Raw genomic sequence first — 12745 nt, forward strand, 5'->3', positions numbered from 1 at the left:
CAGCAGTCACTGGCTTCCTTGAACATCTCCTGACTTGGGTTGTCGCTTCGTTTGTCATTGGGGAGTGCAACACCAAGCTGCGAGTATAGTGCAAGAAACGCCGCTACCGGCCCAGATAGTGGCTATTTCACCGAATAACTATACCCTGTGTGCACTAATGACAAATGTCATGGGTGGAAGTGTCGACGCTGCGAACAGAACTGACCGACGAACGTTCCTGAAAAAGACGGGGGCATGCTCAGTTCTCACCGCTGGGCTCGCTGGCTGTGTCGGAACCGAGGGGAACGGGAACGGTGACGGGAATGGTGGGACTCCCACCGACGAGCCAACTGACGGGGACACTACCGCTGGCACGACCACAGAGATGGCAGGACCCGAGCGCGTCGTCATCGGTCAGCCGGCGTCGCTGACCGGACAGTGGGACTTCCTCCAGCCGGCAGTGTCGCAGTCGACGGACCTCGCGGTGCAGGAAATCAACGAGGCAGGTGGACCACTCGACGCGACGCTCGAAGTACAACGACGCGACACGGCAGTCGACCCACAGCAGGCCCGACAGGTCGTCAGGCAGTTGGTCGATAGCGACGAAGTCCACGCGATAAACGGGCTGTTCTCCAGCGAAATCGTTCCGCTGTGGGACTTCCTCCAGGAACAGCAAGTCCCGGTCGTCACGCCGTGGCCGGGGACGACGTTCCTCGACACTCGGGGCGGGGACAAGGGAACGGACGACCTCGGTGACGATGAGTGGCTCTGGCGAACTGTCATCGGCGACACCGTCCACACTTCCGGGGCGGCGGAAGCGATGATTGACGAAGCCGGAATCGAACAGATGGGTATCCTCAGCGCCACGTCTGCGGGCGAAGAGGGGTGGACGAGGCAGTTCGTCAACTGGTACGAGAGCCTCGGTGGAGAGGTCGTCGAGGTCGTCTCGGCGCAGGGCGGGCAGTCCTCCTATCAGAGCCAACTCGACAGACTGTTCGAGAACGACTTCGAGGCGTGGGCACTCTCCTTTGCTCTCGAAGATGCAACTACAATCATCCGTAACTGGGACGAAGGAGGGTACGGCAGACAGCTTCTGATGGAAGACGGCCTGCGGGACCCTGGCCTCATCGACGCAGTTGGGGACGTCGCCGAAGGAGCGTGGATTGCGGCCGGGAGCACAGAGGGCCCGAATTTCGAGAGTTTCCTCCCGAAGTTCCGCGACGCGGGTGATGCCAGCCTCCACCCGTGGGGAGTCGCCGCCTACGACGCCACGAACGTCATCGCACTCGCCATCCACCACGCCGGTGAGGCTTCGCACGACGCCATCCAGCGGAGCCTCGGCGATGTCGCCCGAGGAGGTGGGACGACCGTCACGACGTTCGCCGAGGGCAAAGAGGCGCTCGACAACGGCGAAGAAATCAACTACGAGGGCGCGGTCACGAACGTCGATTTCACCCCGCACGGGAACGTCTGGGGAGACGTCGCAGTTGATAGGGTCACTCCCGACGGCTTCGAGAACGAGTTCACCATCGGGGCCGACAAGCTGCAGGCCGAAATCGACGACTACTGACTGCGGGTTGGTTCCTCGATTATGGCACTCCCTCTTGCACAAGAACTCATCTTCGGACTCGTCATCGGGTCGTACATCGCGCTGGGTGCCATCGGGTTCACCCTGGTGTACGGGCTCGTCAACATGATTAACTTCGCCCACGGGGAGTTCATCACTATCGGGGCGTTCGTCGGCTACCTCGCCGTCGTGTTCGGTGGGGTGTCCCTCCCGGTTGCGCTCCTCGTCGCGCTCCTCGTCGCCGCCGTCACCGGATGGGCCATCGCACGACTCACCTTCGAGCCGATGAACGACGCCGGCGCGGTGCCGCTGCTTTTGATGTCTATCGGTCTGGGGCTCGTGCTCCGGAACGGCATGCGAGCGATTGCAGGGCCCGACCGCCGGAACGTACCGGTTGCCGTCACGACCTATCGCTTCGACGACCTCGGCTTCTTCGTGACGAGCAATCAATTGTTCATCATCGGGGTGACGCTCTTCGCGGTGCTCGTCTTACACCTGTTTCTCAGTCGAACGATGGTCGGGATTTCGATGCGTGCAACCGCCGACAACGAGCGTCTCGCACTCGTCTCCGGCATCGATACACGGCAGATTCGGAACGCGGTCTGGCTCGCAGCCTCCGGGCTGGCGGGCGTGGCCGGTGTCATGCTTGCGGTCTCACAGTCTGCGAATCCCAGCGTCGGATTCGGCCAACTGTTGTTGATAATCACGGCTGCCATCCTCGGTGGTGCCGGAAGTCCGTACGGAGCGGTCGCCGGTTCGTATCTGCTGGGGGTCGGCATCGCCGTCTCCGTGGCCTTCTTGCCAGCCGACATCGTGGCGCTCAGTTCGACCATGGCCTTTGCCATCCTCATCGTGGTCCTTCTGGTCCGTCCCGGTGGCATCGCCAACACGGAGGTGCGGACGTCATGACGTTGCAGTCCGTCGTCGACACAGAGGTGCGCCAATGAGCCGCTTCGAACTCCCCGAAATCGACGCGACTCGCGCCGGTCTCGTGTTGTTCGTCGCCTCAGTTATCTTCCTCTACAGCCCGGTTTTTATCAGGCCGCCGAGCGGAACGTTCGTCTTCCTCGAACTCGCCGTCCTCTTTCTGTTGTATGCGCTGATACTCATCGGACTAAACCTCCAATTCGGCCACACGGGACTCGTCAACTTCGGACCCGTCGCCTTCTTCGCCGTCGGCGGGTACGCCGCTGCGATACTGACTGCGAACGACCCCTACAGAGCTGTCGGACTCGGCTTCGCGTGGCCAGTCGGCCTCGTCGCCGGGGTCCTCGCCGCGGTCGCACTCGGCGTCTTACTCGGCTTCTCGACGCTTAAACTCCGGGACGACTTCCTCGCAATCGTTACGCTTGCGGTAGCCGAAATCATTCACGGGCTGACCATCACGTTCCGCGACGTCACCGGCGGTTCGATCGGACTGCAGAACGTTCCGCGACCGATAGCCGACATGACCGGTGGTGGCGGCGGCGCAGAGCTATTCGCAACAATCGTCGTCCTCGGCTCGGTTTGCCTCCTCGCCTACGGCGTGTTCCATCGGCTGTCAGCGTCGCCCTACGGGCGTGTTCTCAGAGCCATCAGGGCCGATGAACAGGTGACTGAAACGCTCGGCAAGCGGGTGTTCAGGTACAAACTCGTCGTCTTCATCTACGGGGCAGCTATCGGGGGGCTAGCTGGCGCGCTCCTCGTCTTCTACAACGGCGCTGCCTCGGCGAGCTTTTTCACTATCGACGTCACGGTCATCGTCTGGATAGGCATGCTCGTCGGCGGCGCTGGCAGCGACCGCGGCGTGCTCGGCGGACTCGCGCTCATCATGGGCTTTCAGTTGTTCACCCGCTTTCTCAACGACCTGCTTCCGTTCGTCACACAGGACCAGTTCGCTTCGATTCGCCTCGTTCTTGTGGGACTGCTGTTGATGCTCGTCGTCAAGTATCGCCCCGAGGGAATCTGGGGAACCGCCGAGGAACTGGAGGCCGACTCGTGACGCTTTTGGAAGTCGATGGGCTTCACCGCTCGTTCGGCAGTCTCGTCGCAGTCGACGACGTCACCTTCGAAATCGAGCCCGGAGAAATCGTCGGGATGATTGGTCCGAACGGTGCCGGAAAGACGACGACGTTCAACTGCATTTCCGGCGTCCTCGCCAGCGACGCTGGCACCGTCACCTTCGACGGCGAGGACGTGACTAACGTCCCCGCGTACGAACTCGCACGGAGTGGGCTGGTTAGGACGTTCCAGCAAACGCGAGAACTGTCGACGATGACCGTCGAAGCGAATGTGTTGCTACCGACACCTGCTCATCCCGGCGAACGGGCCTGGCATGCCATCACGCGGTCGGAGGCGAGCCAGCAACGCGAGCGAGAGGCGCGAAAGCGAGCGATGGAACTACTCGACGTGTTCGACATTCGTTCGAAGGCTGACGAGTACGCTGGTACCCTCTCAGGTGGGCAGCGGAAACTGCTGGAACTGGCGCGGGCGTTGATGCTCGACCCGACGATGCTCATGCTCGACGAACCGTTTGCGGGAGTCAATCCAACGCTCACGACAGAACTCGTCGCCCACCTCGAATCGCTCAACGACGACGGACTCTCGCTTCTCATCATCGAGCACGAACTAGAGACGCTCACCGACCTCGTCGACCGCCTGATTGTGCTGACCGATGGGCGCGTCTTGGCGACCGGTACGCCGGCGGAAATCACGAGCAACGAGGAGGTAATCGATGCCTATCTGGGTAACTGAATTCACAGAGAACAGGGCAACCAGCCGACCGGGGCCGATACAGAGGCGAGGCCGATGAGCCTGCTTGAGGTCACTGAACTGGACGCAGGATACGGCGACCTGCAGGTACTATTCGGAGTCGACCTCCACGTCACCGAAGGCGAGTACGTTGCAATCGTCGGCCCCAACGGGGCCGGGAAGTCGACGGTGATGAAAGCCGTCGTCGGGTTGGCCACGCACATGGGTGGGGAAATTCGGTTTGACGGCGAGGATATCACGGGCTTGGAACCCCAAACGAGAATCGAGCGCGGACTCGGATACGTCCCACAGACGGAGAACATCTTCCCGACACTGACCGTCGAGGAGAATCTCAAGATAGGTGGCTATCTGCTCGGCGGTCTCCCGGACGACCGGCAGGAAGCGGTCGTCGAACAGTTCCCCATCCTCGCAGAGCGCTTGGACCAGCGGGCCGGCAACCTCTCCGGGGGCCAACAACAGATGCTTGCGATGGCGCGGGCACTAATCCCGGACCCACCCGTGCTGTTGCTGGATGAACCATCCGCGGGACTGGCCCCGGACCTCGTCGACACCGTGTTCGACCATATCGACGCGGTCAACGACCGCGGAGTCACGGTGGTCATCGTCGAGCAGAACGCGAAGACCGCCCTTCGTCGCTGTGACCGGGGCTACGTGCTTACACAGGGCGAAAACCGATACACAGACGAGGGCGACGCGCTGCTGAACGACCCCGAGGTCCGAAAGCAGTTTTTGGGTGGGGGAGATTCTCCCACCGGCTGAAGCCGTGGGTGTTCTCCTCGGTTCCCCTCATCTCTAGGCATTCTCCCCGTCTCTCTGACTTCAATCGTCGCCCGGCGTGGGACCGACGTCCATCTCCAGTGCGCCGAGTGGGACCATCGGGTCGTTGCCGCTGAATCTGTCCCAGACGACGAGTGCCGACGGGAGGACGAGCACCGACGCGAGGAACGAGTAGACGATGCTCGCCGCAGTGAGAAGCCCGAACTGCCCGAGGACCGAGAGGACTGCGAGGACGAGCACGCCGAGTCCGAAGACGGTCGTGAGCATGCTGCCCGCGAGTGCGCCGCCGGTTCCGCGAACAGTTCGGTCGAGCGCCGTCCGGAGGTCGTTCTCTGCGCGCTCGTCGATGAAGCGGTGGACGACGTGGACCGAGTAATCGACGCCGAGGCCGATAGTCAACGCCAGAACCGTCGCGGTGAAGGCGTTGAACGAGATTCCAACCAGTCGCATTGTCCCGGCGACCGACGTGACGGCGACCAAGATGGGCACGAGATTGGCGAGCGCCAGCGAGGGTCGGCCTTCGAGCCACCAGTAGACGAAGATGAGGAACGCACCCGTGCCGGCGAGAGAGATGGCGAGGCTCTGAATCGCCGAGTCGAGGATGAGGTCCGAGATGGCCGTGAAGACGACGACTGTCCCCGTCGCAGTGCTCGTGGTTCGGAACCGGTCGGCTATGGTGCGAGCGTCGGCGACGACCGTATCGTCATCTGCGTCGGCTTTGACGCGGTAATCTACGCGGGCGCTCCGGTAGTCGTCGGCGAGATAGTTGGCAGCCTGTTCGCCCGACTCGGTGGCGAGCAGCGCATCGTACACCGTCTCTAACTCACGGTCGGGGATGCCGTCGCCGTCGGTATCGTGGCGCGCGACGACTGTCGCGAAGTCCTCGTTTCTGGCCGCCTCAGCCTGCAGGACGGTCAGAATGCTCGTCGATTCCGCCCGGCGGTTCTCGACGAGGAACGTGTCCGGCGGGTCCTGTGCGACTCGGTCGAGTTCTTCGAGGAACGCGCCGTCTGTCATCCTACCCTCCAAGAATATCGTCACGACGCCGCTTTGGGAGGACGTAAAGCGGTCTTCGAGGAACTCGATGTCGGCGACGACACTGTAGTCACCGGGTGCGAACGGTTCGGGTAGCGCCTTCAGGTAGGCTGGTGCCTCCGCGGGCGGCAGAAAGTCTTCCTGGCCGAACTCGGTGCCGACGCCGGTTGCGTACCACATCGCGCCGCTGGAGAGAAGCAGTGCGGCGACGAGGACGACTACAGGCGCGCGGAGTGCAGGGCCGATGCCGACTCGGAGCGCCGACCCGAGTGAACTCCCCTCGCGCCCGAGGGGGGACTGGCTGAACGTCGGAATCGGGTATCGCTGGCGGAGACGGTCGATTTCGACCTTCGCGGCGGGGAGGAAGACGCCGAAGACGAAGAACGTGAAGATGATACCGATAGCCGCGACCACGCCGAAATCACGAATCGGCGTGAGGTTGCTCACGAGGTTCGAGAGAAAGCCGATGACCGTGGTTCCGGTGACGATGAAGAACGCGACGAGGAGTTGGTCGGTCGCTTTGCGCATGGCCTCGCCGACGTCGTGGCCCTCGGCGCGGTCTTCGCGATAGCGATTCACCGCGTGAATCCCGAAATCGATGCCGACCGCCAACAAGAGCGGCGGCACGGCAATCATAATCTGGTTGAACGGGATGCCCGCGAGGCCGAGGAACCCGAAGGTCCAGACGAGAGCCATCCCGAGCGCAGCAGTCCCTAACAGCAGGTCCACGAGGTCGCGGTAGGCGACGACGAGAAAGAGGACGATAAACAGGACTGCCGCGGGCACGACGATGATGAGCGAGTCCACGATGACCGTGCTGAACTCGTCGGCGATGACGCCGGTTCCGAACACCGAGATGTCGCCGCCGACGGTGGCGACGATGCGCTGTGCTTTGCGCTGAATCGGCGTCAGTTGACTCTCGCCGCCCTGTCCTGCACTGGCGGCTTCGTCCTTCGGGAGCGAGTGAGTGATGACGGCGATAGTCGCCGTCGACGAAGCGCCGGTCGGGTTGAAGTCGTCGGCGAGAAGCCCGATGAATCGGGGGTTGTTCGCGTTCGCGCTGACCGCGGCGGCGACGTCCCTGTCTGTCGCCCGTTCGACGGCAGTTATCTGTGCGTCGAGTGTATCGGCGTCCTCGTCGAGCGTCTGTGCGACGACAGACGCTGCACTCGCGGTCGAACTCACGCGGAGGTCGTCACGGTCTGCCAGTCGCTTCTGCGCTTCGAGCATTCGAAGGAGTTCGCGCCTCGTCAGGACGTTCGGTGCGCGTTGGATGAGTTGCGTGCTCCCAGTGGACTCGGCGAAACTCGGTGAGAACTCCTCGCTGATGCGCGAGAAGGCCTCTTCTTCGGGAACTTCCTCGGCGAACTGTTCAGTTCCTGCTTCCGTCTCGACGGCGCTCAGGCCAGCCCCGAAGACGAGCGTCAAGGCGAGAAAGACGAGGATAACGCGCCGAGAGCGATTGACGATGCGGTAATCGACCCAGTCGACGAACCGCTGAAAGTCGAATCGAGACACCGAGTCCAATCGGGACATCGCTCAGTCCCGTCCGCGTCTGCGGACGACGAGGAAGCCAGCACCACCCGCCGCAGCGACGACGACAGCAGCACCGAGGAGGGGCAGCGTGAGACCGAACGGAAGCCCACTGCGGTCCTCACTGGCTTCGACCTGAACCGGGACACGGTAAGCGTCAGAGATAGTCGTCTCACCACTTTCGTCTTCGTAGCGGAAGTCGAGTTCGGCCGGATACTGCTTCTCCAGTGCACCCCCATCGGCAGCGACCCGGAAGACGAGCGTCGCCGACTCGCCGGGTTCGAGTTCACTGACGAACGATTCGGTGTCCGACGACGACAACGGTTCTTCGAAGTACACCTTCGCCGAGATGTCCCGAAGCGTCTCGTCGCGGGCGTTCACGATGGTGACGCGGAGTTCGGCGCTCTGGCCCGGCGCGACAGTCGATTCTTCGACGGAGACGTCGAACTCTGGCGTCTCGGGTGCCACCTCGACTCGCAGGTCGATATCGTCGCTCGACCGGCGCTCACCGTCTGCGTCGCGGTAGGTGACGGTGGCAGTGAACTGTCGCGGGCCGGGGTCAGCGTTGCCGGCTACCTGCACGTCGAACGAAAACGGCACCGACTCGCCGGGTTCCATGTCGCCGAGTGCGTACTCTGTCTCGGTCGCTGTCGCAGTTCCTTCGGGCACCGAGAGCGTCACGACGGCGTTTTTCGCGAGCGCGCCACCGTCGTTCACCACCTCACCGCTGACGCGGCCCTCGTCACCGACGCGAAGCGTGCTCGTCACCTCGTCGACGCTGAACGACTGTTCTGCGACCGGGATGAACCCCGCGGCGAGGTCAGTGTACGCCAGTCGCGCCCCGTCAGGGTTCTCGTAGGCGACGTTCAAGCCGAGCGCGTAGCCGCGGACTGAACTCTCAGACGAGAGCGACGTGTCGTAGACGAAGGTTCTGTTCTCGCCCGCCGGCCACGACGCCGCGAACTGCGTCGCAGTCGCCGAGCCCTCGAATCTAACCTCGTCGGACTGCGACGTGACGGCGACGATTGCGTTTCGCGCGTCGAGTTCGCCGGTGTTCTGGATGGTGATGGCGACGTCGCCACGACCGCCGACAGGGACCGTCGCCTCGGAGCCGACGACTGCGAATCGGACGCGTTTTTCGACGCGGAGGGGCACGTCGAGGTTGTACGTTCGGCGGTGGGCGTTGTCGAACTCGTAGAACACTTTCAGTCCGAGGTCGTACTCACCGGCCGCGATGTTCTCGGGGGCTTCGACGCGGAAGGCGACCTCTCGCGTGTCGCTGTCGTTCATGCGCCCGACGACGATATCACCGGTTCGAACGACGAACGGAGTGTTCCGAGATTCGAGCCGAACCCGGACGTTCTCGGCCGTCTTCGACACGTCTTCAGGCTTTCCCGGGTCGTTGGTGAAGACGACGCGAACCGTCATCTCCTCGCCGGGTTCGACGACTGGGTCGACGACGTAGGCGCGAAAGACGGGCACTTTGTTCGGGTCACGCTCCTCGTCGCTTTGCGCCGCGACCGGCGCCGCAGTTGGCATGAGGACGAGCAGTACGACAGATAGGATGACGAGGGTTCTCTTCATTGGACCTCCGAGGTGAACACACCGACTGCGAATCGACTCGCGAGCGCCGGTGGAGGGCGGAACTGTACCGACCCAACTGGCCATTGATACGTTGCCGACAGGGAAATACCCGTATTCACACTAGTTAGGATACTCAGCCAACCGAGACAGTCAGTTTGTGCTGTGGCTATGGCGCTGTAGCCCTACTCAATGTGGCTATGGCGCTGTAGCCCTACTCAAGATGCGACAATCGTGAGAGTGTTCGTCTCTTAGTCGAGGGTTAGGAATTTTCGTCTATCCATTCACAGAAAGCATCGAAATCGTACTCCAGCACTCTCAGCGATGCTTCGGAGCGTCCCGGTACGTAGCTCGCTATGCAGCGGGACGGTCACCTGTCGGCGGTCTGCTTCGTTCGTCGGGTGTTCGTAGTACAGTTGAGCGTGGTCACCAGTCGTTCGTCGCTACTCGAATCCGCCGACGTTGACCAGCACTTTCACCACCTCCATCCCTGAAAACGTTCGCCGCCCCATCGATTAGTCGAGGACGTCCGGTGGTTCCTGGTCGCCTGTGGTGTTGTTCTCTGGGTCGATTCCCAGCGCACGAAGTTCTTCGTCCGTCGGTTCGCGTCCACGCTTCCCGGTGTGGACTGCGACGGCATCGTCGAGGTTGTCCAACGCTTCTTCTCTGGACTCACCCTGCGTGGTCACGCCCGTATCGACGTCCCTCGCAATCCACCAGCCATCCTCTTGCCAGAGACGAATCTCGCCTTCGTTGGTATCGCCGTTACGAGTCGAACTGGCCATCTTATCCCTAGTTGCCTGATGAACTGTATAATCATTCGGCATACCGCTCTCACAGCGAAAATGAAAACGTAATTTGTTCGGGCACGGGTGAGCGTGATGACCGACTTGCGCTCTGGATTCAGCACGCCCTCGGAAAACCATCCGATCCCGAAGATTTCAACAGAGCCGCGGAGGTGGCTCTGCAGAGTTCTGTAGATATATGATTCTGTGGCGGTGACTCTGCCGTGTTCCCCGTTACGACGTTCGAGGGTGGCTACCGAGTTCCGCCATCGCGCGGACGACGATGTGGGCCTCGACGAGGTCGCGACGTTCGACTAGTGGATTCTCGGCGTCGTCGAGAACTTCGCGTGCCTCCGAGAGGAGTTGCTGCTCCTGTTCGGTCTGGTCTGGTTCGTCGCGGGTGGCGTTCAACAGCGCCTCGAAGTCCTCGCGAATACTGAAGTCTGCACGCGCGACGTTGCACCGAGAGAGTGGGTGTGTCCCCAAATCGAGAACGAGTTCGGAGACGAGTTCCCAGTCGCTCTCACAGAAATGTAGCGTCACGTCGCCGACGATATCCCGCCAGGCGATGGGGCCGGAGTTCTTCATGAGTAGCACCGCTCGCGGTGGTACTGCGATTCGTGCGACGGTCTTCGGGTCGTCGCAGAGACAGCACGGTTGCTCCGTCCTGCCGGTGTACATACCCGTCGTATGGAGGGCAGAGAGATGTACTTTCGGTCCGGAACGACGCGGAACTCGCTCGTCGAGACATGCGTGTCGACGACAGAACTGAGATGTATGAGGTTCGACCGCCGGGGCAAGGCAGTCGAACCCGTTGGCAGCGGGAGGCGCGACCGGCTAACTGGCTGGCACTGAATCACGCATTAGGCTGGGCTGGATGTAACACAGTAGATGGTGTCAGTGGTCACGCCAACTACGCATTCATCGACTTCGCATAAATATCTTGTTCTGCGAGACATACCACGTCATATTGTGCACTATATATTCTAACACTAGGTAGAAAGGTGACAAAATGTGCACGATTGTAAATATCTGTGAGGAGTCGGAGAGACAACCTAGAATGCAAAGGCCCACCCTCCGCACACCAGCCTCCAGGAACCACCCTCCGCACAGCAGTCCCCGTACTCCAGACGCTGGGCCGAAAACTGTTCAGATACCAGTGTCTCGTGACTAACTGTATCACCAAGAGAACAAAGTCAGGGGGCCACTGTCCCCCGTGTAGTGAGAGTGCAGTACTAGTTTGATTCCAGTGCCACCACCTGCGTTGCAGAGTGGCACGTCTCGATGAGTCCGCGAAGCTTCCCGTCGAAGTCGGCATCGACGGAGACGAGCAACGCGATCTCGCTCTCCACAGGAATTCTGACCACGAGCGCGTCCTCGAGTCCGAATGCGACAAATTCGGGGCCGCCAGTCGGCGAGTCCGCCAACACAGCCTCGAACTCTTCGTCGTCTTTGAACGTCGAGACGATTGCTTTCAGCGTCTCCGTGTCGTAGTCGTCAGATACCGTCGACGAGGTGAAGTTGACCCACGTTTGGTTTGGCTCGCACCAGACGACTGCCCGAAGGTCGTCGTCGTAGGACTCTGCGAGCGACTCGACCAGTTCTGGGGCCGGAAACTCACTCCTCTCGACGATGTTCAATTCTGCTTCTCGGTCCGATGCGACTCGTTCGTACGCAAGTTCTCCATGGTCAGTCAGTCCGTACAACCGACCTTTCTGCTGCGATTCGGGAACAAGTAATTCTACGATGTCCCGGTCTCGAAGCTCGGAAAGTGCTCGCGATACGTGTGGTTGTGCGAGTCCCGTCTCCGTCGCGATTCGCGACGGAAGTCCAGAACCGTGCTGGACGAGATACTCACACACTGCGAGTCTGTAGCGAGAACTCGCAATGTAGCCAGCCGAATCCCACGTTTCGGTCATGGCGTATCGTCCTCGCTATTCGTTTTCATCATTGCTGACACGTCCCGTTTAACTATCGATTTTCGAGACGGGTATATTTTTCGAGGAATTCAAGACAAACCCATACCACATTTATACAATGTGTCATTTTGTCGGGGGAGACGACCGAGACTCCGCCCGTGGTACGGTAATTGTAAAATAAGTTCTGAAATTAACAATATTGTCAATCGAATGGTTGTTCAGTATCACCGGTGTGACCTGGTGTGCGTGCAGCCCTCCGGTAACATACATGTTAGCAAACGTACATTAGTGGGGCGAACTGTAGTGAAAGGTGCAATGTCATCCTATCCACTGCAGCCAGCACAGCAGTCGACCACCCCCGCGAGCGAGGTGGCGTAATGAGCGTCCCAGTTCAATTCGCCACTCCGACGGCCGACATCGCGTTCCTCCTGGCGCGTGTGCTCTTCGGTGCTGTCATCGCGTTCATGGGCCTCAACCACTTCATGAACACTGACCAGATGGCTGGCTACGCCGAGATGAAGGGCCTCCCGGCACCTCGTCTCGGGGTCGTCTTCTCCGGTGGGATGCTCGTCTTCGGCGGTCTCGGTATCGCGGCAGGCGTCCTTCCGGGGGTCGCCGCCGGTGCCATCATCCTCTTCTTGCTCGTCAGCACACCGATGTTCCACAACTTCTGGGCGGTGCCCGAAGAGCAGCAAGAATCCGAGATGACCAGTTTCCTCAAGAACGTCGTGATGCTCGGTGGCGCACTCGTCTTCCTCGCGCTCAGTTCGGTCTCGTGGCCGTACGCCATCGGACTCACGGTGTTCTGAGACGACCGA

At 61.1% G+C, this 12745-nt stretch carries 11 protein-coding genes and 1 pseudogene; 6 read left to right on the forward strand and 6 right to left on the reverse strand.

From position 1 onward, the window contains the following. Nucleotides 1-169: 169 nt before the first annotated feature. Genes KU306_RS11910 through KU306_RS11930 form a run of 5 tightly spaced genes read left to right on the forward strand, consistent with a single transcriptional unit; the run spans nucleotide 170 to nucleotide 5056 of the window. Nucleotides 170-1549 (forward strand): ABC transporter substrate-binding protein, encoded by a 1380-nt coding sequence (locus KU306_RS11910; RefSeq protein WP_007539979.1) that lies wholly within the window; start codon nucleotides 170-172, stop codon nucleotides 1547-1549. A 21-nt stretch (nucleotides 1550-1570) separates the two neighbouring features. After that, nucleotides 1571-2455, forward strand: coding sequence for a branched-chain amino acid ABC transporter permease (locus KU306_RS11915; RefSeq protein WP_007539981.1), 885 nt, complete (start codon nucleotides 1571-1573; stop codon nucleotides 2453-2455). A gap of 34 nt (nucleotides 2456-2489) precedes the next feature. Beyond that, nucleotides 2490-3527, forward strand: coding sequence for a branched-chain amino acid ABC transporter permease (locus tag KU306_RS11920; RefSeq protein ID WP_258302034.1), 1038 nt, complete (start codon nucleotides 2490-2492; stop codon nucleotides 3525-3527). Then, nucleotides 3524-4279, forward strand: a complete 756-nt coding sequence (locus KU306_RS11925; protein ID WP_049918584.1) for an ABC transporter ATP-binding protein — start codon at nucleotides 3524-3526, stop codon at nucleotides 4277-4279. Before KU306_RS11920 ends, KU306_RS11925 begins: the two co-directional genes overlap by 4 nt. Nucleotides 4280-4333: 54 nt before the next feature. Then, nucleotides 4334-5056 (forward strand): ABC transporter ATP-binding protein, encoded by a 723-nt coding sequence (locus KU306_RS11930; RefSeq protein WP_007539987.1) that lies wholly within the window; start codon nucleotides 4334-4336, stop codon nucleotides 5054-5056. Between the two features lie 60 nt (nucleotides 5057-5116). Here KU306_RS11930 and KU306_RS11935 read toward each other — a convergent pair whose 3' ends face one another. The 6 genes and pseudogenes from KU306_RS11935 to KU306_RS11960 form a co-directional block, all read right to left on the reverse strand. Beyond that, nucleotides 5117-7645 carry an efflux RND transporter permease subunit gene (locus tag KU306_RS11935; protein WP_258302035.1) on the reverse strand — a complete coding sequence of 843 codons (2529 nt, stop codon included), beginning with the start codon at nucleotides 7643-7645 and terminating at the stop codon, nucleotides 5117-5119. A gap of 3 nt (nucleotides 7646-7648) precedes the next feature. Further along, nucleotides 7649-9226 carry a COG1361 S-layer family protein gene (locus KU306_RS11940; protein WP_258302036.1) on the reverse strand — a complete coding sequence of 526 codons (1578 nt, stop codon included), beginning with the start codon at nucleotides 9224-9226 and terminating at the stop codon, nucleotides 7649-7651. A 259-nt stretch (nucleotides 9227-9485) separates the two neighbouring features. Next, a pseudogene (locus KU306_RS11945) lies at nucleotides 9486-9735 on the reverse strand (type II toxin-antitoxin system HicA family toxin). Nucleotides 9736-9738: 3 nt separating this feature from the next. Continuing rightward, complete coding sequence (locus KU306_RS11950; protein WP_258302037.1) at nucleotides 9739-10008, reverse strand: type II toxin-antitoxin system HicB family antitoxin; 270 nt, start codon at nucleotides 10006-10008, stop codon at nucleotides 9739-9741. Nucleotides 10009-10242: 234 nt separating this feature from the next. Beyond that, nucleotides 10243-10689 (reverse strand): DUF7960 family protein, encoded by a 447-nt coding sequence (locus KU306_RS11955; protein ID WP_007539993.1) that lies wholly within the window; start codon nucleotides 10687-10689, stop codon nucleotides 10243-10245. Nucleotides 10690-11243: 554 nt separating this feature from the next. Further along, entirely contained in the window at nucleotides 11244-11927 is a 684-nt protein-coding gene (locus KU306_RS11960) for a winged helix-turn-helix domain-containing protein (protein ID WP_258302038.1), read from the reverse strand. A 377-nt stretch (nucleotides 11928-12304) separates the two neighbouring features. Here KU306_RS11960 and KU306_RS11965 point away from each other — a divergent pair, with 377 nt between their 5' ends. Beyond that, nucleotides 12305-12736 carry a DoxX family protein gene (locus KU306_RS11965; RefSeq protein ID WP_007539996.1) on the forward strand — a complete coding sequence of 144 codons (432 nt, stop codon included), beginning with the start codon at nucleotides 12305-12307 and terminating at the stop codon, nucleotides 12734-12736. The last annotated feature ends 9 nt before the right edge of the window (nucleotides 12737-12745 follow it).

Source organism: Haloferax larsenii (assembly GCF_024730625.1).
GTDB lineage: Archaea > Halobacteriota > Halobacteria > Halobacteriales > Haloferacaceae > Haloferax > Haloferax larsenii.

What these genes read in the sequence shown, in the direction of transcription:
- KU306_RS11910 (WP_007539979.1), top strand. Translation starts at nt 170, where the DNA reads ATGGGTGGAAGTGTCGACGCTGCGAACAGAACTGACCGACGAACGTTC.
- KU306_RS11915 (WP_007539981.1), top strand. Translation starts at nt 1,571, where the DNA reads ATGGCACTCCCTCTTGCACAAGAACTCATCTTCGGACTCGTCATCGGG.
- KU306_RS11920 (WP_258302034.1), top strand. Translation starts at nt 2,490, where the DNA reads ATGAGCCGCTTCGAACTCCCCGAAATCGACGCGACTCGCGCCGGTCTC.
- KU306_RS11930 (WP_007539987.1), top strand. Translation starts at nt 4,334, where the DNA reads ATGAGCCTGCTTGAGGTCACTGAACTGGACGCAGGATACGGCGACCTG.
- KU306_RS11935 (WP_258302035.1), bottom strand. Translation starts at nt 7,645, where the DNA reads ATGTCCCGATTGGACTCGGTGTCTCGATTCGACTTTCAGCGGTTCGTC.
- KU306_RS11940 (WP_258302036.1), bottom strand. Translation starts at nt 9,226, where the DNA reads ATGAAGAGAACCCTCGTCATCCTATCTGTCGTACTGCTCGTCCTCATG.
- KU306_RS11950 (WP_258302037.1), bottom strand. Translation starts at nt 10,008, where the DNA reads ATGGCCAGTTCGACTCGTAACGGCGATACCAACGAAGGCGAGATTCGT.
- KU306_RS11955 (WP_007539993.1), bottom strand. Translation starts at nt 10,689, where the DNA reads ATGTACACCGGCAGGACGGAGCAACCGTGCTGTCTCTGCGACGACCCG.
- KU306_RS11960 (WP_258302038.1), bottom strand. Translation starts at nt 11,927, where the DNA reads ATGACCGAAACGTGGGATTCGGCTGGCTACATTGCGAGTTCTCGCTAC.
- KU306_RS11965 (WP_007539996.1), top strand. Translation starts at nt 12,305, where the DNA reads ATGAGCGTCCCAGTTCAATTCGCCACTCCGACGGCCGACATCGCGTTC.